Raw genomic sequence first — 23443 nt, 5'->3', positions numbered from 1 at the left:
AAGTAATCTACGCTATGAACACTCATCACTTCAATATTGAGCTTTCTGCAGCCTTCGATTCATACTTAGGAGAATGGTTAACCTTCTTACCATAGTCAAGAGAATAGGCTACTTTTACAGAAGCAAAAGAATTGTCCCGTTCGCTAACATCACGCCCATAACACTGGTAGTTAGAGGCTAATAAACTTCGTGTACGCTCATTTCCTTGCATAAAGAGATTCCGTGCTGTAACAACTACTGCCAGATTTGCGTGACTCCATTCTACTGATAAATCATAGAGGAATGGTAGGTGTACACGCTCTTGGCAGCCTATTAAATCCTTGTGAGCAGTCTGTGCGGATGCTGAGAGCGAGAAATCGCCCAAGTAATAATGAGTTTCCATACGTGCATAGCAGCATCCTAAACGTTCGTCGGCAGCTCCGCTTACACGGTAATAATCATATCCACCTTCCCATTTCACATTAAAATCACTCATAGCCTTCCACGTTGCAGAGAGCAACAGTTGGTATTGATGATAGCGTGTATCGCTCGAATAAGTATTTATCAGTCTGTTATTATCTTTTAGAAAAACATTGGCAATAGCATTACTCATATATTCATAGTTGGCAGAGAGTAAGGCAGACCACTTCTTAAAGGTGAGTGAATAAGTCAAAGCAGGACCAAGTAGCGTGGAATTATCCATCGTAGGGTTACCACGACGCACCAAGACACGATCTACCTGTTGCTCTGCAGCATTCACAGTATTCAGTGTCGGGAACGTATTTCCTAAAGCAAAGAACAGTTGTAAAGCCTGATGCTGATTTGGACTCCACGAAAACATTGAGTAAAAACGTGGTGCCAGATGTGTCACCTCCTTCTCTCCACGCAACTTGTAAGCAAGGTAAGACACACCAGGACGAGCCACCAACATTACCTTTCTCCCCCACCGCTTCGCATAATCAACAAAAAACAAGGATTCAGAAGACCGCAGATGCTGCAGACTCGGAGAACTACCTCTATACTCATCTTGACTTATCTTCAAGAATTCAATCAGACTAAACGTTAGATTATGTCCCTTGGGAAGGGGCATCACATAGCTTGAATTAAAGTTTAGATACGTATAATCTTCTTTCACATCACTCAAGAAAGCTCTGTCTTCAAGGCTTTTACGCTTATAAGTATTACGTGCATAATAACCATCCAACGAACATTCAAGACTCTTTCCACCCTTGAAAATACGATTAAAGTAAAGAGAAAGGGTGGGTTTTACAGTCTTATCATGCTCAAGAACATTATTCATAAACGACAAAGGAACGGTATAGCCCGTATATATCAAACTACCATTCAAGACATCATCACGCCTTGTACTGACTTCAACACCGCTTCTAATCATCCACGTTGTACGCTCCGTCCTCCGACTAAGACTGGCATTAACGTAACGACCTATACTCTTCATATCAGTATCATACGCTGTCTCTTGCTTGTGAATAGGGTTATCCAGCAGATAATCTGTCGTAGTTTCACCATAAACCTTAGGGTTCTGTACACTGCTACCTGCCCATAGATTAACATTATAATACCCAAGACTATACTTTGAGGTAAGGTTGTAATCACCCCTCAGATAGCCTACTCCCTGCAAAGCATCCACTTGTGTATAACCACCTGAAGTATAAGTCTTAACAATATAGTTTATCACAGCCTTGTCGTTAGCATACTTTCCCGTAGGCATATCATAATATTCTACACGCAGGATATCCTTTGGACGTAACGAAGTTACCTCTCTCACAGAAGCCTTCCTGCCGTTGATATACAGCGTTGCCGTACCCGCTGGCGTTGTTATAACACCATTCTCAATATCCACATTGACACCAGCCAACATCATATTCCTTATAAGCTCAAATCCAGAATGAGCATGCTTCCGCTGTTTCGGAGTAGGAATACAGTCGATATGATCCACCTCTCGTTTCGCCATATCACCTGCAACAACCACCTCCTTCAGCTGAACATTCTTTGATACAGAATCAGTCTGTGCAACAGCAGGAAGTGTCATCACACCAAAGACCACACAAATTATCTTCCTTCTATCCATCTTACTGCTATTTTTCAGTCGTATACAAGCATATATGACATTATGCTTTAGGCTTTATAACTATCACTACAAAGTAAGAAAATAAATAGGAAAAAAGCAAGTAAAAAGTTGACAAATGCTATTGAAAAGTAATATTTTTTGCTCTAATTACATTCTACAATAGACTGAGAATGATGGCATATAGACGTGAGGTGCAGAATAATTGTCTACTGTTTATTGTAAGCTCCCACTTACGGAGCAGGTTCTATCCTCCACGCATCAATACAACGTTTCTCCAAAGAGAAATTCACACCAATCTTATAGAGGTGACGTTCATCCATCAAGAATGGTTTATCATAGCCCTTTTCATTAATCTGCTGCAAGGCTACATCAGCCGACCCATCTAACTTAAACTCCACGATATAAACATAATCCTTAGTTTCTATCGTTAGATCCATCCGACCATTACTCGTCGTCCGTTCCACCTTTGTGTAGAAGCCCATCATCTTAGCGACAAGATAAAAAGCATTCTGAAAATAGAGTTCAGAATTACCAACAATCTTATAGTCTGTATCTGAGAAGAGGGATGCTATTCGTTGCATAAACTGTTCTGGACGACCAGATCGGAGATCACCAATGAACTGGCTCATGGAGAAGGGAGTTGTCACATCGTGCAAACCAGTATAATAAGGAAGAAGATAGCGTAGGAACCCTTCTTCTACCTCCTCATTAGGAAAGCCCAATCTATATTCCCCGAATTCAGCATTGTAATCCTTGATTGTAAGATAGCCACTCTGATAGAGCACAGAGATTGGATTATTAGAAACGACATCAATACTATTCAAAACGTCAGCCGTAGAAACTTCTTCTGTCAGATGTGGCAGAACATAGTCATCACGCTTCAACAGTTCAACAAGATAAGATGGTGTTCCTGTCTCAAACCAGTAACTACCAAACTGTAATCGTTCAAAAGTATTTAACAGACTAAAAGGATTATAGATACCGATACCGTTCTCAACAAAATGATAACCATCATAACGTTTCTTCAATCTGGCAAGCGTTTCTTCTTCACTCAGTTTGTTCTTGATAGCCAATGCACGGATTGGTTCGCCAAAATAATGTACAACCTCGCCCTCTGTCATACCACATAGTGCTTGATATCTCGCATCCATTGAGAGGTCCTGCAGATTATTCAAATCACTGAATACACTCACTTTTCCGAACTTCGTAACACCCGTGAGTAGAGCAAAACGTATATAACGATCCTGCGACTTCAGGGCACCATAAAATCCTTTTAAAATCCCACGATATTCGTTTTGCAGCTCTTCATTACCAATAGCTTGCAACATTGGCTTATCATACTCATCAACAAGAATTACCACAGGGTGGCCTGTCTTTTCATAAGCATATCGAATGACATACTCAAAACGAGTAGCAAAAGACTTTGCGACTGGGTTCTTACCATACAACTGCTCCCAGTCATTAAGGTTGGCTTCCAACTTGTCTGTCAAGGAGTCAACTGTATTATAACGTTCTGTATTTAGGTCAAGATGTAAGATAGGATGACATTCCCAGTCTTTTTCCAGTTCATCTATTGCCAAGCCTTTAAACAAGTCCTTCCGTCCTGAGAAATAGGCTTCAATCGTGGAAACGAGTAGACTCTTGCCAAAACGACGTGGGCGGCTAAGAAAGTAATACTTTCCTCTTTCAGCCAGTTCATATACCATCTCCGTCTTGTCAACATACACATAGTTTTCTTTTCTTAAACTTTCAAAACTCTGTATACCGATAGGATATTTCATAATCGTCTCCTTCTCTTTTAATGGATGATACCGCAAAGATACATATAATATTCCGAATAAATGACTATAAGCCCCTCTTCCAATTGCAAATCTATACTTTTTCTTTTCATGCAATAGCTTCGCACGGGATCAGCTGATAGTAAACACATTTCATGCTGCACCTTAACACAAAATTGAAAGAGCGTATACAGAGGTATAGAACAGAATTCTCCTATACCTTATAAGTCAACAGAAAGACAGATATAAGGTGGTGATGAAATATTACATAAAACGGCTATCAACGAAAAAGAGGATGCTTCGGAACATTTCCAAAGTATCCTCTTCTTCTATATATTACAAGGTTAAGTTTACTGCATATCGTAAACTACCTGCATTAATTTCTTGCCTAATGCATCAGCAGCCTCCATTGTGTTTGCCTCGCTGTAAACACGGATAATTGGCTCTGTATTTGACTTGCGGAGGTGAACCCAAGCATCAGGGAAGTCGAGCTTAACGCCATCAATATCAGTTACCTGTACATCCTTCTCCTGTCCATAAAGTTCTTTCACACGCACAAGGATTGCATCAACGTCTGTATCAGGAGTAAGGTCGATACGATTCTTTGCTATGAAATACTCTGGGAAAGTCTTGCGAAGTTCGCTTGCCTTCAGTCCTTTTTGTGCCAAAGAGCTAAGGAAGAGCGCAATACCAACAAGGGCATCACGGCCATAATGGCTTTCTGGATAGATTACACCACCATTGCCTTCACCACCGATAACAGCACTTACCTCCTTCATCTTTGTGGTAACATTCACTTCACCAACAGCAGAAGCATAATACTTACCGCCATGCTTCTCTGTTACATCACGCAAAGCACGAGTTGAAGAGAGGTTGCTAACAGTATTACCCTTCACATGCTCGAGGATATAATCTGCCACTGTGACGAGTGTGTACTCCTCACCATACATCTTACCATCCTCCTGAATGAATGCCAAACGGTCTACATCAGGGTCAACAACGATACCCAAATCGTAACCACCCTTGGCAACCTCGTCCATGATACCTGTGAGGTTTGCTGCGATTGGCTCTGGATTGTGAGCAAAGTCGCCTGTTGCTTCTCCATTCAAGAACTTATATTCAACCCCTAAACGATCGAGAAGCTTAGGCAGGATAACACCACCAACAGAATTGATAGAATCAACTACGACACGGAACTTACGCCTCTTAACAGCCTCAAGGTCGAGCAATTCAAGGTTCATCACCTCTTCTATATGGCGCTCATCAAATGAATCGTCATCAGTATAACTACCCAAACCATCTACATCTGCATAAACGAAGTCCTCACGCTCTGCGATATCCAAGACCTCAGCACCATCAGCTGCTGTAAGGAACTCGCCCTCCTCATTCAGAAGTTTTAAAGCATTCCAATGGCGTGGGTTGTGAGAAGCAGTGATAATGATACCACCATCTGCACCACTCATACGTACAGCTAACTCTGTTGTAGGTGTTGTAGCCAAACCAATGTTCACAACATCTGCACCAATACCCATCAGCGTACCGCATACAACATTCTTAACCATTGGACCAGAGATACGTGCATCACGTCCAACAACAATTTTTAGCTTCTTTCCAGGGTGCTTACGTGCAATGAAAGTAGCGTATGCTGAAACGAATTTAACAATATCCAGCGGGTTCAGTGTATCCCCCGCACGACCTCCGATAGTTCCACGGATGCCGGAAATAGATTTAATAAGCGTCATACTTAAAATATGTTTGAAGGGTATTCCCCTTATTGTTCTCTTGCGTTATTGATTTTTCTCGATCTACTCTTTTACTTCTTCCTTCTTCACCATTCATTAAAGACCTCTCTGGAAAGTAAGGTCATAATAGCAAGGATAGACTGCCTTTGAAGCATTAAGCTGTCCCTGCTGTGAAGGAACGATAAGTCTCACGTGTGACAACTTAGATGAAGCATTTACCAGTCTACCAAGAGCAATATAAGGCATTGGAACCAACCAACCTGCTGGAACAGAAGTACTCTTGTAGATGTCAGCCATCACACTGGAAGTAGGGTCAAATGAGGCGGTGTATGTTCCACTTGTGTTTGTAACCGACATCTTATCTACCTTAGGACCAAAGATAAGGAACTGATTAGACAACTGCAAAGTGTCTCTGAGAAGGTTACGTTCTGTGAAACGACAAAGAACAGTAGCAGTCTCTCCTTTCTTAATTACTTCGCCAGTTCCTTTCTCAACAATCTGCATGTAAACACCAGTATTTGGGAAAAGAACATACTGATTCTTCGTTGTATCTGTAGTATTCCCTTGTTTTGCAAACTGCTCTTCGCTAATTACTTTTATACCTTTCTTGACTATAAAAGAGTTAATCGCTTCTGTCTCTCTCTCCAACTGATCAGCATAAGTCTCAGTCTTATTACATGAACTAAACGCCAACATTGCAGCTAACACAACAAGGAGAAAATTTATCTTCTTCATTCGTTTTCTTATTTTAATATGTTGTGCAAAGATAAGAAAAAGTATTTAGAAAGGGAAAATAAGAAGTAAGAAAATATATTAAGGTAGGTTGTAAAAAGAATCTTTGTGGTAGTTTTATCACTTAGATTCCCTATTTTTCTGGTTCTTCGGTTAAATGCATAGATTAGAAATAGAATAAAGAGTTATACTCTTGTAGGGTATTACTATCTCAAATTAGTTGGTCTCACAAAGGAGGATAACTGCACTATAAAAGACAAATAGATATTATCGCTATTCGTAATCTATAAATAACTTATGCCTCTATCATTAGCTATTTGTAAACTATTTTCACATAACTCAAAACCAATACATACTCTTTTGGCTTCTAAAAGATGCCTTATTGGCTTGCAAAAGGTGCCCTTTAAGACCCTTACTAACGCCCTTTTGAAGTCCAATTAAGCACCTTTTATGTTGTAGTTCTATAACTGTTTGATTATCTGATTGTTACAAAACTACCACTTGTTTATACTTTTGGCGTTATTTATGAATGTTTTATTTGAAATTATGTAATGATTTTTCAAGGCGTTGTCGGTGACTTTTCGAGTATTAAAAAGGATATAATGGAGGATACGATTATGATTGCAAAAGAAGGAATAAGCAAAATAACAATAAGAAATGAGAACTATCTACCAAAACTATAGACAGTCCCCATTCTTCTAAATATTCATTTGTACAATAGATATTTACGTCATTTTTAGAGAAGATAAGGAAGGTGCTCCTTCACAAATCGTTCGCCTAATCGGAAGCCTTCCTCATAGAGATGCTCAAGCTTATCAACATCTTTCTCCATTCGTCCTACAACAATAGGTTCTTCTGGACGAATAACAAGAATCTTCCCTTGCTCTTCCAGTTCATCCACTAAGTCAAGCTGACGATTATATGCTTCTATTCTACGACTCAATGCAACACGTAAACGTGGATAGTTACGATAGATAAACTTGGGTTGTTTATGGTCACGCCCAGAATCTCTCCAACCTTTATTACGCGTACTGATGACCACATTTGTCTCGTGTCCAGTCTCTATAGAACGCAGTATAGGAATAGAGTCGACAATACCACCATCCAATAATTCTTTACCATCCACCTCGACAATCTTACTAACATAAGGAAGACTTGAAGATGCACGTGCCAATGCATTAAGACGATGCGTATCACCTGACGATTCTGAGAGATATTCTGCAAAACCAGTCTGACAGTTTGTTACCACCATCTCAAAGATATCTCCATTCCTACAATTATGGAAATACTCTTCATAATCAAAAGGAATAAGCTCATAAGGGAAACGATGATAAAGTAAATCTGGGTCGAAAATACATCCCTGCGTAACGAGATGGCGCAAGCCTATGTAATCATATTTGGCAAGCATATCAATATTGGAAATACGAGCACGACGTGGTTGACGACTGGCATACGACAAACCATTACACGCTCCTGCAGATACTGCAACAATGTAATGAAAATAGAGCTTATATTTCATAAAAGCATCCAAAACACCAGAGGTAAATACACCACGCATCCCTCCACCTTCTAACACTAAACCCGTATTCCCATCTATTTGCATAAAATCTCGTTAAAAAACAACTGCAAAGTTAATAACTTTCAAACAAAAATAACTATCTTTGCATTCAAACCAACTAATAATTGAAATATGTTTAACAAAGAAACCTATGTAAAGCGCCGTGCAGAGCTTAAGAAGCTTGTTGGAGAGGGTATTATTATTCTCTTTGGCAACAATGAGTCGCCTGCAAACTTCCCTGCGAATGGATATTATCCTTTCCGTCAGGATTCATCATTCCTCTACTATTTTGGTCAGAAACGTGACGGATTAGTTGGTGTTATTGACATTGACAATGACACAGAAACACTTGTTGGTGATGACATTGATATCGACGACATTGTATGGTACGGTAGCGTTGACTCTGTAAAAGATATGGCTGATGCTGTTGGGGTAGCCAATACTGTCAACATGAAGGGTCTAAAGACCATTTGTAACAATGCCTTGCGTGAGCATCGTAAGATTCATTTCCTACCTCCTTATCGTGCTGATATTAAGATTCAAATATTCGACCTCTTTGGTATTCATCCTAATCAACAGAAGGAGTCAGCAAGTATGGAACTTATCCGTGCGGTTGTCAAGATGCGTTCTGTAAAGACACAGGAAGAAATTGAGGAGTTGGAGCGTGCTGCTGTTATCGGCTACAAGATGCACACAACTGCTATGATATTGGGTAAGCCAGGTGTAACAGAGCAGTTCGTTGGTGGTCAGGTTAGCGGTATCGCTAACTCATATGGTTCAATGGTATCATTCCCAACCATCTTCTCTCAGCATGGTGAGATTATGCATGGCAATCCTTCGATGGCAGTATTGGAGGCTGGTCGCCTTGCTCTCTGTGACTGTGGTGCTGAGACTGTCAATCACTACTGTTCTGATAATACCCGTACATTTCCTGTAAGTGGTAAATTCACTCAGAAACAATTGGAGATTTATAAGGTCGTAGAAGAGTGCCACGATGCAGCACTAAAGCTTTCTAAGCCAGGTGTTAAGTATATGGACGTACACTTTGCCATTTGCCGTATTATCTTTGATCGTATGAAAGAACTCGGATTGGCAAAGGGCGACACTGATGCAGCTGTAGCTGCAGGTGCACATGCTATGTTCCTGCCTCATGGCCTTGGCCATATGATGGGTATGGATGTTCACGATATGGAGTCTTTCGATCAAATTAATGTTGGCTTCGATGAAGAGACACGTCCTAATCTTGAACAGTTTGGTACTAACTGCTTACGTATGGGTCGTCGCTTGGAAGAGGGCTTTGTTGTTACTGATGAACCGGGTATCTATTTTATCCCAGCATTGATTGACGAGTGGCGTGCAAAGAAACATTGTGCCGACTTCCTCAACTTCGATAAGTTAGATGAGTACAAGAACTTCGGAGGTATCCGTCTTGAAGACGATCTTCTCATCACCAAGGATGGTTGCCGATTCATAGGTAAAGATATTATCCCTTATCATCCACAGGATGTTGAAGACTTCATTGCCGCAAACCGATAAATAATAGAACTTTTTAATAATTAATATTTACATCAAGGTTGCCGCAAGAGTATCACTCACAACGGCAACCCCATTTATAAGAAAAACTTATGAAAAAAACTTTAGTAGTAGCATTATTCGCTTTGCTTGCGATAGGTGCTAATGCCGCAGACAAGAAAGAGGGTGCAACCTCTAACAAGCCTGTTTTTACTGTAGTAAAGCAGATTCCAATTACAAGTATTAAGGACCAGAATCGTTCAGGTACATGCTGGGACTACTCAACTCTTAGCTACTTCGAGGCTGAGATTTTGAAGAAGACTGGTAAGACATACGACCTTTGTGAGAGTTTCGTTGCTAACAAGACATATATGGAGCGTGCTATTCAGGTCGTTCGTTTCCATGGTGATTGCCAGTTTGCTCAAGGTGGTTCTGCATACGATGTATTGCACACCCTTGAGACTCATGGTATTTGTCCAGAGAGTGCTATGCCATTCCCAGGCTCACTCTATGGCGATTCATTGAACAACTTCAATGAGTTCTTCTCTTTGTTAGAGCCATACGTAAATGGTATTGCACGCAACAAGGCAAACAAGATTTCTGGTCAGTGGAAGAAGGGCTTACAGGGTATCCTCGATGCTTATCTTGGCAAGTGTCCAGAGACATTCACTTACGAAGGCAAGCAGTACACTCCAAAGAGCTTCGCTGCAAGCCTTGGTTTGAACTGGAGTGACTATGTAACCATTACTTCTTACACACATCACCCATTGTACTCACAGTTTGCCGTTGAGGTACAGGACAACTGGCGCTTCCCATTGTCTTATAACCTCCCAATGGATGAGATGATGCGTATCATTGATAACGCTATCATGAACGGCTACACTGTAGCATGGGGTGGCGACGTTAGTGAGCCAGGTTTCACTCGTAAGGGTTTGGCTTATATGGTTGATGGTAAGAAGGTTGAAAGCATGAAGGGTAGTGATATGGCTCACTGGCTTGGTCTTTCTGCTGCAAAGAAGAAAGACATCATCGATTCACTCGGTGTAAACGTACCAGAGGTTATTCCTACACAGCAGCAGCGTCAGGAGCGCTTCGACAACTGGGAGCTTACTGATGACCATGGTATGCTTATCTTCGGTATCGCTAAAGACCAGAATGGTAAGGAGTACTATATGGTAAAGAACTCATGGGGTGAGACTGGTGACTACAAGGGTATCTGGTACATGACCAAGAACTTTATTGCAGCTAACACCATGGACTACATGGTAAACAAGAACGCTATTCCTAAGGACATCCGCAAGAAGATGGGTCTCTAAAAGAATAAGACAAGTTGAATTGATAATAAAGAACAAGCATTTCTGATATCATCATTTCAACAATCTATAAATCATAATCAATCCCGCTCTAATGATTTGGAGCGGGATTGTTGTTATCAATTGGGCTAATTAGCCTAATAGGGCTAATATCATAAAAACACAGAACCAAATAATACGCCACATAACATTCTCATTTGCCATTTTTTTTGTACCTTTACGGACAGAAATAAAAACAATTTAAAATGCAATTTAAATGGAACTACACTCCACCTGCAGATACTCAGGTCAATGCGGATAAAGACTTAGGGGAGAAATTGGGGATTAGTCCCATTCTCGCTTCGCTGCTCATTCGTCGTGGTATAACAACGGAGAGTGCGGCTAAACGGTTCTTCCGCCCACAATTAGCAGACCTCATCAATCCTTTCCTAATGAAGGATATGGATGCTGCTGTTGATCGCCTCAATGATGCAATGGGCCATAAGGAGCGCATTCTTGTCTACGGAGATTATGACGTAGACGGCTGTACGGCTGTAGCGTTGGTGTATAAATTCTTACGTCAGTTCTATTCAAATATCGACTACTACATTCCCGATCGTTATGACGAAGGATATGGAGTTAGTAAGAAAGGGATAGACTTTGCTAAAGAGACAGGAGTAAAACTTATCATCATCCTCGATTGTGGAATCAAAGCAATTGAAGAGATAACCTATGCTAAAGAGCAAGGAATAGACTTCATCATCTGTGACCATCATGTTCCTGACGAGGTAATGCCGCCCGCTGTGGCAATCCTTAACCCTAAACGACCAGATGACTCTTATCCTTTCAAAAATCTTTGCGGATGCGGTGTAGGCTTTAAGTTCATGCAGGCATTTGCAAAGAACAATAATATTCCGTTCTCTCGTCTCGTTCCCCTACTCGACTTCTGTGCTGTCAGCATAGCAGCGGATTTGGTTCCTGTCGTGGATGAGAACCGTATCCTTGCCTTCCACGGACTAAAGCAGTTGAATCAAAATCCAAGCCTTGGACTGAAAGCTATTGTAGATATTTGCGGTCTGAATGGTCGTGAGTTGTCAATGAGCGATATTATCTTCAAGATTGGACCACGTATCAACGCCAGCGGACGTATGGAGAATGGTAAGAAGAGTGTTGACTTACTTGTTGAAAGAGAATACAGTCTGGCTCTTGATCAAGCAAAGCATATTGACGAATACAACGAACAGCGAAAGGATGTAGACCGTCAGATGACAGAAGAAGCTAACCAGATTGTGGCTCGCTTGGAAAGTCAGAAGCATCAGTCGAGCATTGTTCTCTATGATGAGCATTGGAAAAAAGGTGTCATAGGAATCGTAGCCTCTCGTCTGACAGAAATCTATTTCCGTCCAACAGTAGTCTTGACACGTGACGAGAACCTTGCAACAGGCTCTGCACGTAGTGTAGCAGGATTTGACGTATATGCAGCTATTAAGAGTTGTCGTGACCTCTTATTAAACTTCGGTGGACACACTTATGCCGCAGGACTAACCATGAAATGGGCAGATGTAAAGGAGTTTCGTAAACGATTCCAAGTATATGTGGAAGAGCATATTGAACCAGAACAACGTGAAGCAATCTTGGATATTGATGCTGTTATCGACTTTAAGGATATCACAAAGAAACTGCATACTGATTTGAAACGCTTCGCACCATTTGGTCCAGGAAACCCAAAACCTCTCTTCTGTACGTTAGATGTCTACGATTTCGGAACCAGCAAGGTTGTTGGACGTGAGCAAGAGCATATCAAATTAGAACTGGTCGATTCTAAATCCAATAACGTAATGAATGGTATAGCCTTTGGACAGAGTGCATCTGCCCGCTATATCAAGTCAAAGCGCTCATTTGACATAGCTTACACCATTGAGGATAATGTCTTTAAGCGTGGAGCAGTCCAATTACAGATAGAGGATATTAGACCAACTGAGGAGTCTTGACAATTGATTGAATTTTATTAGTACTCGAACGAATAGGCTTCCTTCAAACCCCTAAAGTTCAAACATCAAAGTTCAAACCTCAAAGTTCAAAGTTCAAATGTCCTACCTTGACATTCTTCATCAATATTGGGGCTATCCTGACTTTCGTGGTATACAGAAAGATATTATCGAAAGTATCGGTTCAGGAAAGGATACCTTAGGACTAATGCCAACAGGAGGAGGAAAGTCTCTCACCTTCCAAGTGCCAGCATTAGCCCAAGAGGGAGTATGCTTAGTCATTACTCCTCTTATTGCACTAATGAAGGATCAGGTAGACCATCTTCGTCATCAAGGTATCACGGCTGCTGCGATTTATTCAGGTATGCGCCATAATGACATCATTACTACCTTAGAGAACTGTACCTTTGGAGGGATAAAACTTCTTTATATTTCTCCTGAGCGTATAGGTTCTGATATCTTTCAGGCTAAATTAAGACACATAAAAGTAAGTTTCATCACTGTTGATGAAGCCCATTGTATCAGCCAATGGGGCTATGACTTTCGGCCTTCTTACCTGCAGATTGCAGACATTCGAAAGTTAGTTCCCGATGCACCTATCCTCGCTTTAACTGCAACTGCCACACCAGAAGTTGTTGATGACATCCAAGACCGTTTAGATTTTAAAGAGAAGAATGTCTTTCGAATGAGCTTTGAGCGTAAGAACTTAGCTTATGTCGTGCGTCAGACTGAGGATAAAGATGCAGAGATGGTGCATATCCTGCAATCTATACCTAAGACGGCTATCGTCTATTGCCGTAGCAGAAAACGCACGAAGGAGATTGCACAAATACTCACAGAACATGGGATTTCAGCTACATGGTATCATGCAGGCTTAGAACCTGGCGTTAAAGACCAACGGCAGAACGACTGGCAGAACGATAAGATACGCGTTATGGTTGCTACAAATGCTTTTGGTATGGGCATTGACAAACCTAACGTACGTGTGGTTATTCATATCGATAGTCCAAGTTCCTTGGAGGCTTACTTTCAAGAGGCGGGACGTGCGGGACGTGATGGCAATAAGGCATATGCTGTACTCCTTTACAATGGGCACGACAACCGTACGCTGCAGAAACGCATTGAAGATACCTTCCCTCCTAAAGACTATATCCAGACAGTATACGAACACTTAGCTTACTTCTATCAGATAGGTGTTGGAAGTGGCTATGGATGTATCTTTGAGTTTCCTATTGACAAGTTTTGCAACACCTTCAAACATTTTCCCATTCGTGTAAATGCAGCGCTAACAATTCTTCAACGAGCTGGCTATATTGATTATGAGCAGAATCCAGACACTAAGGCACGTGTCCGTTTCCTGTTGAATAGAGACGATCTCTACCGACTGGACTCACTTACCGACAAAGAGAATGATGTCGTCACTGCCCTACTCCGCAACTATGGTGGTTTATTCTCTGACAGTGGATATATTGATGAAAGCTATATCGCACAAGAAGCTGGACTTGACAGAAACCAAACCTATATGGTATTGGTTAATCTAAGCAAGAAGCGTATTATCAACTTCATTCCACGTAAGAACACACCACTAATCAGCTACACACAAGACCGTGTTGATGGCGTTGACGTTATCCTTAACAAGAGTGTGTATGAGGACAGAAAGGAGCAATTCATAAAGCGTATCAATTCTGTTGTTAATTATGCACAGAATGAACGAGTATGTCGCAGCAGACAACTACTATCTTACTTCGGGGAAACGAAGTCAAAAGACTGTGAGCAATGTGATGTCTGCCTTTCACATACCCAAGAGGATGATACGGACGAGAAAGAGCTTATCAGAGAACAGCTACTAACTTTCTTAGCAGATGGTCAAAAGCACCCTATAACAGAGATTCGACAGTTAAATGACGATTGGGATCTTGTACAACAAGTAATGCGAGAAATGGTTTTGGAAGAGGAAATCCTTATGGATGGAAGTTTCTTACTTCTACCCTAAACTATTTTTTCTTTCAGAGACAGATATAAAGGCTACTAAAATCTTCATCAACTCATTAAAGTTTGAACTGATCAGGCTTAAAACAAGAACAGAATCGCTACACTTCTAACAAGTTTATTTTAAATTACGTTTGCTGTCATTTTAACATATAGAGATAACTCATTATAAAACAAGTAATTATACATCTATAATAAGTGACACGAGTGACAGCAACTCTTAAACCCAAATTTTATTAAGATTACAATACGTATAATGCTGTATTATAGGTATTGTTTACTAACAACTGATTTGAATTAACCAAACTGTACCCTACAACGACACACTTCCATCTCTTCTCCTTCCACATTACTCTTCGTTATTCTTACATTGAAGTCTGTCTCCGTTTCTCGCTGCTCCCGATAGAAGTGAAGCTTATCACCTTGATGTGATTCTGCAACATAAGCTATCTCAAAACGTTTAATACGATGTTGCTTATACCAAGCCACGTCCCACAGGTCTAACACATGCTCTATGTATTTGACTGAGTTAATATGTCCATTGATATCAACATCATTATAATAAGTGTCTATTGAACGTACAGGAGTGGCATCAGCTGACATCTTCACACGTGAAGACTTCTCTATTGGACAAGAATACTCTGTTTCTATATACTCAGTTATCAAACCACCACGAACAGCAAGAATGTCTGCAGGCTGACGTGTGTCAAGGTCTATCATTGCCCAGACACTCTTACCATAGCCATAAACATGACCAGACTCACTGACAACTTTAAAGTTACGGCTTGTAAAGGATTTCAAAGCACTATCGACCCAAGTCTCTACAAAAAACTTATCATATGCCTTCGGCATCTCTTCCATCTCAATAGCCAATCGGCTCAACACCCATGTCTTATTAACTGTATTGAGATAGTTCATACCATAACCGCGGTCATTGCTATGGAAATCGGCAGCATTCAACATATGATTGCCTAAATTCCCCATAAACAAATAATTGGAGAAGTCGCAATGAAACGGCTCCGCCAAAAACTCATATCTACCTATCTTTGATAACTTTTCCATATAACTCTTTTTACACTAACAAGTTATTACAAGCAGTTATACCACTTGGCTTATTCTATATATAACGGAGAATCTGTGAGATTATTCTATTATTTGCAAGGAAAACTAAAATGTCATCCTTATTAATAAACCTTATTAAGAAAAACTACACATAGAAAGAAAACAAAAGAGGATGCACCTAAAAGATGCATCCCCAATATTTATTGTTCGAAGGATAACCCTTCTTAACCTATTCGGTTAGATTACTTTACGTAAACAACTGCAAGACGGTTAGAAGTTACACCCTGTACACCCTTACCAGTTGCCTCGTCAACGATAACACCACGACCTTTGAGGTAGTTAGCAACTACGTCAGCACGAGCCTGTGAGAGACGATCGTTAAGTTCCTTAGAACCCTCTGGAGAAGCTGTACCAACAACCTGAACGTGAACACCCTCCTTAACGTTGTTAAGAGCAGCCTTAGCGTCGTTTGTAAGAGCAGACTTACCCTGAGCGAATGTTACGAATACGAGGTCAGATACAGTGAACTCCTTAACCTTAACAGAAGGAACTTCCTTAACAACCTCCTTAGTGATAACCTCTGGCTTACGGTTGCGGAGCTCGTTGATCTGAGCGTTCAAAGCATCGATCTCAGCCTGGTCACGTGGAGTAACGATTGTGAAGTTGTGTGTACCGTTAGAGTTAGCAAACTTGTAGATGAAACCAGCGTTCAACTGAACGAATGAGTTGTTGATGTTGTAAGCTGGCTGACCTGCCTGACCAGTTGCCTTGTGACGATAGTCTGCATGAACCTCTGTGTAAACAGGACCTGATGGACTAACAGATACGTTGTGTGAGTTAGACTGACCCAAGAATGCGAAGTTGATAGAAGGCTCTACATAGAACTGGAACTGCTTTGCTGAACCGAAGTTGAAAGCGAAGTCAAGAGCAGCCTTAGAAGTCATACGGTTACGATTCTCAGATGTAGCAGCCTTGAACTCCTTGTTGTTTGAGAAGATGTGCATCCAACCAAGACCATAGAGTGCGCTAACCTCGAATGTACGTGGCTCACCCTTGTAACCACCGAACCAATTGCTAAGGTTTACAGTACCGAGCAAGCTTGCATTAGTAGCACGAACTACTGTACCTGTAGAACCCCAAGGCTTGTTTGAGAAGTATGCGTTACCCTCTACAGCAAGACCGAATACTGGAGTGAAGTAACGACCAACACGGATACCAGCGTTTGGATCGAGGTCGCTCAACCACTTATGACCAGTTGTCTTTGTTGCAACACCACCGTTAATACCAACGTAGATGTTATCAAATGTCTTGCTTTCTGCTACAGTCTGAGCAGAAACAGATGCTGCCATAGAAGCTGCAGCTAACATTAAAACTAACTTTTTCATTGTTTCTCTGAATTAATTAATATTTGTAAAATGTATAATGTCAATGTTTTAAACTCGGTGCAAAGTAATAAAAAAATAATGAAACAACCAAATTTTTTAGGGGAAAAATCTGCACAGTCCCCTATATAATGAGCAAAAACAACCACTAAGGAGGAAATAAAGAACAATGTTTATATTTTTTTCGTCTTTATAATACAAAAATAAATAAGGAAATAAAGCAAAACTGCACCTTGTAGGGGCTTTCTCCCAAAATTTTTATAAAGTTATTATTATCCTATAAAACTTAAATTACATATTCTCTCTCGTTAAGGAACAGTTTTGGAAAAGGAGAACATTCTATAGTCTTTTGTAAGCGTAAGTAAACATATCATATAAGTTGACTTATTTGTTACGAACCTTACACCGATTTTCAATAAAAACAAATAAGACTTCCCTCTATTTTATATTGCAAGTTAATTAATGCTCAACACCATTAGTGTTGACCAACAACACAACATGTGCGGAGCAATAGCACAATACGTGCGGAGATATAATACATAGAATAAATATGGTTCTTCCGTTAAATGCGTGGACGCTTTTCGTATTGCTTTAACGGAAGAACCGAAGTTACTCATTAAACAAAACCATAGCTAAGACAGTCAACTATCTATCCTATCATCAGCCTCTGACACAGAAAACCTTTTCATTTTAAGACTTCGAAAATCTACATACAAGAGCTTGAAATATCATTACATATTTTCAAATAAGACATCTATAAATAACGGCAAAAACACATACAAGGAGCAGGCTTGTAACCATAAGGAAGTCAATTAGTTATAAAGTAGTAAAATAAAAGATGCTTCATTGGACTTCAAAAGGGCGTTAGTAAGCGTCTTAAAGGGCACCTTTTGCAAGCCTATTAAGCGTCTTTTAGAAGTCAAAAGAGCATGTATTAGTTTTGTACCGCATAAAAATAGTTTACGTGTTTTGATAAAAGTACTAACAAACCTTAAACACTTTCAAAGTATGCCTCATAGTCATGTCATTTTATGCTGGATTTATATTGTACTGCTATCTTCATCAGATGTCTGAACAAGTCATATTCTGGCTTTTTACTATCCCTAAACCAACGACGATTAAATTTCCAACAATACTCATTCAAGTATAATTGGAGAAAATGCTCATCGATTTCTTTGTGAATCGCATCAATACCACTACGGCATTCTCCTGTAACGATGTGAACCCATGGCAAGACTTTGGTAACAACCTCGTGAGGGGTGCTCTCAGTCTCAATATGCTGAACAAGACCTGTCAGAGTCTTCTTCAACCCCATGAGATTATGTCCTCCGTCAGAATGTATCTTTGAATCCTGATTCACAGACTTCTGAGCATAAGGCGCCAGTGTCTTGTATTTACTATCAGGCAATGCATACATTTTGATATAACGGACAGCTTTCTTCACTTTGCTTCTGTTAGCTTGCTTCATAAGTTTAGAGGCTTTGTTAAATCGTTCTGTGTCAGTATTGTCTGATAGGTATTCGTTTAGGATTGAACCTGCATCTTTACTCTGTGCAATTACCAACACAGGAGTTTTCTTACTCTTAAGGACCTTTTCTCCGCACTCCTCTGAAATGAAGGAAGTTGAGAAATATGACAAGTCGAGCTCTATCTGGTCAGAGAGTGTATAGATGCTGTCCCTCTGCCCCATAATCTCTCGCAATTTCATCATCATCAACCATGCGGGAGAGTAATATTCGAGTTCAAGCTGATGCTGGATCTCCTTAGCCGACAGTACCTGCTTGATGGACGTCATCATGTGCGCAGTAAAGAACCAATCATACAGCGGTAGTTTGCTATGTTCCATAACGGTACCCTTTGTCAACGAGATTCTGTTGCCACAGTTCTCACATTGAAAGGATTTCCTTCCAGGCAGCCATTTATACTTTGTAGCTCCACACTTAGGACACACAACACCTATCTCCTCTCGAACAGCTCTAAGGTAGTTCTCGCAGCTATCCTCATCAGGGAACATCTGGAAGAAGTCTTTCAATAACATAGGTCTCATATTTGTGACAAATATAATTGATTTTCAGATTTTTACAATGGAGCTATATTGAAATTAACATATCTTAGTACTTTTATCAAAACACAGAAAAAATAGTTTACAAATCTCAACTAATAAGGGAATAAGTTGTTTGTAGAAGACAAATAGACATCGCACCTAATTACGTTTATTATGTAGTTTATTCTCCCTTGTAAAACCACCTAATTGGGGGCAATCATACCATGTATGTGAATTAATCTCATTCTATTAACAATCTACGCATTTAACGGAAGAACCATAAATATAGTCAAAGAGAATCTTTATACTTCATTATATTATAGCAAGCGACTTATGATTAACTTACTATGGAAGATATTCACTGGATAGAACCAATTTAGAATGACATGCTATTACCTATAAGCAAAGAAAAAAGGGACCCGTAGCATCACTGCTTAGGTCCCTTTAACAAATTAGAGAGTTATAAAAAATCAGGTTCACTTTCATCATTACCACAGAGGATTCTGCGGTAGTACGAATTCGATTACTGCTGAGCAATAATCTTCATACCCTCCTCCACTGCTTCCATATTCAGCGGAATGAGTTTATGGTGGCGTTCTGGCAGACTCTTGAAGAGCGCCTTCTTGAGTCCATCGGTGCTGACAACAGGACAAACCTTGAGCAGACCACCTAAGACAATCATATTAAACACCTTTGCATTCTTCATCTCAGCAGCCTTATCCATTGCATTGATGCGATAGACTGTGATGTCCTTACGAGTAGGTGGATTGAAGACTCCATAACCATCATAGATAAGTAAACCGCCTGGCTTAACCTTTGGTTCGAACTTATCCAATGAAGGCTGATTCAAAACAATCGCTACATCATACTTGCTGAGAATAGGAGAAGAGATACGGTCATCGCTTATAATAACAGTAACGTTGGCTGTACCACCACGCTGTTCTGGACCATAAGCTGGCATCCATGTTATCTCCTTATCTTCCATTAGTCCCGAATATGCCAGAATCTTACCCATAGAGAGTACGCCCTGACCACCGAAGCCACTAATTATTATCTCTTTTTTCATATTACACCTTAATTTATATGGGAGACGACTTAAAGACCTGTAGTGTCTTTCAAATCTCCCTTTTCATATTCAGGGAACATATTCTCGCGCATCCACTCGTTGGCTTTTACAGGAGTAAGTTTCCAACCACTATTACAGGTTGCAACAATCTCTACTAACGAGCTTCCCTTTCCTTGCATACTTGCTTCAAACGCTTTGCGAATAGCACGCTTTGCTTTATTGATTGAAGCAACGGTGTCAACACTCTGACGAGTTACATAGCAGGTTCCTTTCAAGTGACTTGCTAACTCCGTAATGTTCAGATTATAGCCATGCAGTTCTGGCTCACGACCGTATGGACAAGTTGCTGTCTTCTGACCCATAAGCGTTGTAGGCGCCATCTGTCCACCTGTCATACCATAAATGGCGTTATTAATAAAGATGATAGAAATATTCTCACCACGGTTCAAAGCATGGATTGTCTCTGCTGTACCAATACAAGCAAGGTCGCCATCACCTTGATAAGTGAAGACCAAACGGTCTTCCCAAAGGCGCTTAATACCCGTTGCTACAGCCGGAGCACGACCATGAGGAGCCTCCTGCCAGTCGATATCAAGATAGCGATAAGCAAACACGGCACAGCCAACAGGGCATACACCAATCGCCTTATCACTCATTCCCATCTCTTCGATTACTTCTGCAACTAATTTATGAACCACACCATGTGAACAACCCGGACAATAGTGCATTGTCGTATCGTTCATCAAAGTAGGCTTCTTATACACCAGATTCTCAGGTGAAATGATATCATTTGCCATAATATACGTCCTCCCTTCTTACTTTACTAACTTTTCCTTGAGTGCCTTAACAATCTCTTCAGGATCAGGAACGATACCACCTAAGCGACCAAAGTGTTCTACTGGTAAAGCTCCGTTGATAGCCAAGCGCACGTCTTGTACCATCTGACCAGCATTGATTTCGCTTACCAATACACCCTTCTTACCCATGCACAGCTCTGCAAGTTGCTTGCTTGGGAAAGGCCATAAAGTGATTGGACGGAACAAACCGACCTTTAATCCTGCCTCACGAGCTAACTCAACAGCCTTCTCTCCGATACGTGCAGCACTACCGAAACTAACGATAATATAATCTGCATCTTCGCACTGCTGGGTCTCAAAGCGTACCTCATTCTCACGAATCTGACGATACTTCTCCTGTAAGTGGAGGTTTCTTTCTTCCATTATCTCTGGCTTCAATTCCAAAGAGGTAATGATATTAGGATTACGATCAGCTGTACGACCCATTGAAGCCCAAGGACACTCCTTACGGATTTCCTCCTCTGTACGACGTGGTTTCTGTGGAGGAAGGACAACCTTCTCCATCATCTGACCAATCACACCGTCAGAAAGTATCATTGCAGGATTACGATACTTGAATGCCAACTCGAAAGCCAAGTCAACAAAGTCAGCCATCTCCTGTACAGAATTTGGCGCCAATACAATCACATTGTAATCGCCATTACCACCTCCACGTGTTGCTTGGAAGTAGTCACTCTGACTTGGCTGGATAGTTCCAAGACCTGGACCACCACGCTGAACGTTAACGAAGACGCCTGGGAGTTCTGCACCAGCCATATAGCTGATACCCTCCTGCATCAAAGCTACACCAGGTGATGAGGAACTTGTCAGCACACGCTTACCAGCACCAGCACCACCATAAATCATATTGATAGAAGCCACCTCGCTCTCAGCCTGAAGAACAACCATACCCGTTGTCTCCCAAGGCTTCAATGCTGCAAGTGTCTCAATTATCTCACTCTGAGGAGTGATAGGGTAACCGAAATAGCCATCGGTACCGCAGCATATAGCTGCATGAGCGATAGCCTCATTACCCTTCATTAGTTTTACATCTTGTTCTACCATAATTATTCCTCCACTTTTTTACGATAGACTGTGATACAGCCATCAGGACAAACCGTAGCACAAGCAGCACAACCAATACAATCATCTGGTCGTGCAGACTCTGTATACGGATAGCCGTGGACATTTACCTTTTTCTGAGCCAATGCAATAACATCTTTCGGACACGCAACGATACACAACTGGCATCCTTTGCATCGATCTGTGTTTACTACAATGGCACCTTTCATCTTGCTCATAGTTTTTGTATTTTAAGGATTATACGCATCCTTGTTATAGAAGTTGAGAATATTCTCCACCATCTCTTTTGCGATTACTGCTGGAGAATTAGGGTCCAACTCGATAGCCTCCATATAATTAGCTAAGGCCTCTTGCCAGTCGCCTCTCTGTCGGCACTCATTACCTCGTTGGAAATATTCTTCTGCTGTCATCTACTTATAATATTCTTTCTTGCCTGCTGCAAGTGTATTTTTCATCAGTAAACAGATGGTCATTGGACCAACACCACCTGGGACAGGCGTAATGAAAGAGCAGAGAGGAGCAACCTCATCAAATTTCACGTCACCACATAGTCTGAAGCCACTCTTACGTGCCTTGTCTTCAACACGTGTCGTACCGACGTCAATAACCACTGCACCTGGCTTCACCATATCAGCTGTTACAAACTCTGGTCTGCCAATAGCAGCGATAATGATATCTGCCTCCTGACACTCTTTCTTCAAATCCTTTGAACGAGAGTGACACACGGTTACAGTTGAATCGCCATACTGTTTTTGCATCATCAACTGTGCCATAGGCTTACCAACAATATTGCTACGACCTAAGATAACACACTTCTTACCAGAAGTCTCAATATGATAATGCTGCAATAAGGTAAGAATACCCAATGGCGTAGCAGAGATAAAGCAAGGAAGACCAATAGCCATACGACCCACATTGATAGGATGGAAACCATCCACGTCCTTGCGATAGTCAACAGCCATAATAATCTTCTGCTCATCGATATGCTTTGGCAAAGGAAGCTGAACAATGAAGCCATCAACGTCTTCATCCTTATTCAGCTTATCCACACAAGCCAAAAGCTCTTCTTCTGTCACATCAGCCTCAAAACGAATGAGCGTAGACTTGAATCCACATTGCTCACAAGCAATTACCTTATTCTTAACATAGGTTTCACTTCCCCCATCATGTCCCACCAAAACGGCAGCTAAATGAGGTTGTTTACCACCTGCGGCAACAATCGCCTTCACTTCTTCGGCAATCTCCTGCTTTATTGCGGTTGCAGTTGCCTTTCCGTCTATTAACTGATATTCCATAGTAATGATATTATTT

The 23443-nt window shown here is 40.9% G+C and carries 18 protein-coding genes; 4 read left to right on the top strand and 14 right to left on the bottom strand.

Features of this window, described 5'->3' with window-relative positions:
• Positions 1-25: 25 nt before the first annotated feature.
• The 5 genes from J4861_RS06915 to J4861_RS06895 form a co-directional block, all read right to left on the bottom strand.
• Positions 26-2068, bottom strand: a complete 2043-nt coding sequence (locus J4861_RS06915; protein WP_211817383.1) for a TonB-dependent receptor — start codon at positions 2066-2068, stop codon at positions 26-28.
• A gap of 230 nt (positions 2069-2298) precedes the next feature.
• Positions 2299-3849 carry an ATP-binding protein gene (locus tag J4861_RS06910; RefSeq protein WP_211817382.1) on the bottom strand — a complete coding sequence of 517 codons (1551 nt, stop codon included), beginning with the start codon at positions 3847-3849 and terminating at the stop codon, positions 2299-2301.
• Between the two features lie 347 nt (positions 3850-4196).
• Complete coding sequence (glmM, locus tag J4861_RS06905; RefSeq protein ID WP_211817381.1) at positions 4197-5588, bottom strand: phosphoglucosamine mutase; 1392 nt, start codon at positions 5586-5588, stop codon at positions 4197-4199.
• A 96-nt stretch (positions 5589-5684) separates the two neighbouring features.
• Complete coding sequence (gene bamK, locus J4861_RS06900) at positions 5685-6323, bottom strand: BamK family beta-barrel-assembly machinery protein (RefSeq protein ID WP_211794157.1); 639 nt, start codon at positions 6321-6323, stop codon at positions 5685-5687.
• A 733-nt stretch (positions 6324-7056) separates the two neighbouring features.
• Complete coding sequence (locus J4861_RS06895; RefSeq protein ID WP_211817380.1) at positions 7057-7923, bottom strand: patatin-like phospholipase family protein; 867 nt, start codon at positions 7921-7923, stop codon at positions 7057-7059.
• 87 nt (positions 7924-8010) lie between these two features.
• Between J4861_RS06895 and J4861_RS06890 the strand changes: the two genes are divergently transcribed.
• From J4861_RS06890 to J4861_RS06875, 4 genes are all read left to right on the top strand, one after another.
• The gene (locus J4861_RS06890) at positions 8011-9414 is read left to right on the top strand and encodes an aminopeptidase P family protein (RefSeq protein WP_211817379.1); all 1404 of its coding nucleotides are present in this window, start codon (positions 8011-8013) and stop codon (positions 9412-9414) included.
• A gap of 89 nt (positions 9415-9503) precedes the next feature.
• Positions 9504-10706, top strand: coding sequence for a C1 family peptidase (locus J4861_RS06885; RefSeq protein WP_211817378.1), 1203 nt, complete (start codon positions 9504-9506; stop codon positions 10704-10706).
• A 242-nt stretch (positions 10707-10948) separates the two neighbouring features.
• Complete coding sequence (gene recJ / locus J4861_RS06880; RefSeq protein WP_211817377.1) at positions 10949-12673, top strand: single-stranded-DNA-specific exonuclease RecJ; 1725 nt, start codon at positions 10949-10951, stop codon at positions 12671-12673.
• A 97-nt stretch (positions 12674-12770) separates the two neighbouring features.
• The gene (locus J4861_RS06875; protein WP_211817376.1) at positions 12771-14663 is read left to right on the top strand and encodes a RecQ family ATP-dependent DNA helicase; all 1893 of its coding nucleotides are present in this window, start codon (positions 12771-12773) and stop codon (positions 14661-14663) included.
• Positions 14664-14956: 293 nt separating this feature from the next.
• Here J4861_RS06875 and J4861_RS06870 read toward each other — a convergent pair whose 3' ends face one another.
• The 9 genes from J4861_RS06870 to folD all read right to left on the bottom strand — a co-directional run bounded on the left by J4861_RS06870 (position 14957) and on the right by folD (position 23427).
• The gene (locus tag J4861_RS06870; protein ID WP_211817375.1) at positions 14957-15721 is read right to left on the bottom strand and encodes an acyl-[acyl-carrier-protein] thioesterase; all 765 of its coding nucleotides are present in this window, start codon (positions 15719-15721) and stop codon (positions 14957-14959) included.
• A gap of 242 nt (positions 15722-15963) precedes the next feature.
• On the bottom strand, positions 15964-17106 hold the full coding sequence (locus J4861_RS06865; RefSeq protein WP_211817374.1) for an OmpA family protein: 1143 nt from the start codon (positions 17104-17106) through the stop codon (positions 15964-15966).
• A gap of 1021 nt (positions 17107-18127) precedes the next feature.
• Entirely contained in the window at positions 18128-19141 is a 1014-nt protein-coding gene (locus tag J4861_RS06860; protein ID WP_211816608.1) for an IS1595 family transposase, read from the bottom strand.
• 529 nt (positions 19142-19670) lie between these two features.
• The gene (locus tag J4861_RS06855) at positions 19671-20213 is read right to left on the bottom strand and encodes a 2-oxoacid:ferredoxin oxidoreductase subunit gamma family protein (protein WP_004360144.1); all 543 of its coding nucleotides are present in this window, start codon (positions 20211-20213) and stop codon (positions 19671-19673) included.
• 29 nt (positions 20214-20242) lie between these two features.
• Positions 20243-21010 carry a thiamine pyrophosphate-dependent enzyme gene (locus tag J4861_RS06850; protein WP_004360138.1) on the bottom strand — a complete coding sequence of 256 codons (768 nt, stop codon included), beginning with the start codon at positions 21008-21010 and terminating at the stop codon, positions 20243-20245.
• Between the two features lie 18 nt (positions 21011-21028).
• Complete coding sequence (locus tag J4861_RS06845; protein WP_211817373.1) at positions 21029-22114, bottom strand: 3-methyl-2-oxobutanoate dehydrogenase subunit VorB; 1086 nt, start codon at positions 22112-22114, stop codon at positions 21029-21031.
• 2 nt (positions 22115-22116) lie between these two features.
• Positions 22117-22350 (bottom strand): 4Fe-4S dicluster domain-containing protein, encoded by a 234-nt coding sequence (locus J4861_RS06840; RefSeq protein WP_004360126.1) that lies wholly within the window; start codon positions 22348-22350, stop codon positions 22117-22119.
• 12 nt (positions 22351-22362) lie between these two features.
• Positions 22363-22542, bottom strand: coding sequence for a tetratricopeptide repeat protein (locus J4861_RS06835; protein WP_004360124.1), 180 nt, complete (start codon positions 22540-22542; stop codon positions 22363-22365).
• Positions 22543-23427, bottom strand: a complete 885-nt coding sequence (gene folD, locus J4861_RS06830) for a bifunctional methylenetetrahydrofolate dehydrogenase/methenyltetrahydrofolate cyclohydrolase FolD (RefSeq protein ID WP_211817372.1) — start codon at positions 23425-23427, stop codon at positions 22543-22545. It abuts the gene before it with no gap.
• Positions 23428-23443: the final 16 nt, after the last annotated feature.

It is taken from the genome of Prevotella melaninogenica, from assembly GCF_018127925.1.
GTDB lineage: Bacteria > Bacteroidota > Bacteroidia > Bacteroidales > Bacteroidaceae > Prevotella > Prevotella melaninogenica_C.
Note: the sequence above shows the minus strand (reverse complement) of the source record. Positions and strands in the feature narration are given on the sequence as shown.

Coding starts and splice junctions, on each gene's coding strand:
- J4861_RS06855 (WP_004360144.1), bottom strand. CDS start 20,213: ATGAAAAAAGAGATAATAATTAGTGGCTTCGGTGGTCAGGGCGTACTC.
- recJ (WP_211817377.1), top strand. CDS start 10,949: ATGCAATTTAAATGGAACTACACTCCACCTGCAGATACTCAGGTCAAT.
- J4861_RS06890 (WP_211817379.1), top strand. CDS start 8,011: ATGTTTAACAAAGAAACCTATGTAAAGCGCCGTGCAGAGCTTAAGAAG.
- J4861_RS06885 (WP_211817378.1), top strand. CDS start 9,504: ATGAAAAAAACTTTAGTAGTAGCATTATTCGCTTTGCTTGCGATAGGT.
- J4861_RS06845 (WP_211817373.1), bottom strand. CDS start 22,114: ATGGTAGAACAAGATGTAAAACTAATGAAGGGTAATGAGGCTATCGCT.
- J4861_RS06840 (WP_004360126.1), bottom strand. CDS start 22,350: ATGAGCAAGATGAAAGGTGCCATTGTAGTAAACACAGATCGATGCAAA.
- J4861_RS06835 (WP_004360124.1), bottom strand. CDS start 22,542: ATGACAGCAGAAGAATATTTCCAACGAGGTAATGAGTGCCGACAGAGA.
- J4861_RS06860 (WP_211816608.1), bottom strand. CDS start 19,141: ATGTTATTGAAAGACTTCTTCCAGATGTTCCCTGATGAGGATAGCTGC.
- J4861_RS06850 (WP_004360138.1), bottom strand. CDS start 21,010: ATGGCAAATGATATCATTTCACCTGAGAATCTGGTGTATAAGAAGCCT.
- J4861_RS06895 (WP_211817380.1), bottom strand. CDS start 7,923: ATGCAAATAGATGGGAATACGGGTTTAGTGTTAGAAGGTGGAGGGATG.
- J4861_RS06865 (WP_211817374.1), bottom strand. CDS start 17,106: ATGAAAAAGTTAGTTTTAATGTTAGCTGCAGCTTCTATGGCAGCATCT.
- glmM (WP_211817381.1), bottom strand. CDS start 5,588: ATGACGCTTATTAAATCTATTTCCGGCATCCGTGGAACTATCGGAGGT.
- J4861_RS06915 (WP_211817383.1), bottom strand. CDS start 2,068: ATGGATAGAAGGAAGATAATTTGTGTGGTCTTTGGTGTGATGACACTT.
- folD (WP_211817372.1), bottom strand. CDS start 23,427: ATGGAATATCAGTTAATAGACGGAAAGGCAACTGCAACCGCAATAAAG.
- J4861_RS06870 (WP_211817375.1), bottom strand. CDS start 15,721: ATGGAAAAGTTATCAAAGATAGGTAGATATGAGTTTTTGGCGGAGCCG.
- J4861_RS06875 (WP_211817376.1), top strand. CDS start 12,771: ATGTCCTACCTTGACATTCTTCATCAATATTGGGGCTATCCTGACTTT.
- J4861_RS06910 (WP_211817382.1), bottom strand. CDS start 3,849: ATGAAATATCCTATCGGTATACAGAGTTTTGAAAGTTTAAGAAAAGAA.
- bamK (WP_211794157.1), bottom strand. CDS start 6,323: ATGAAGAAGATAAATTTTCTCCTTGTTGTGTTAGCTGCAATGTTGGCG.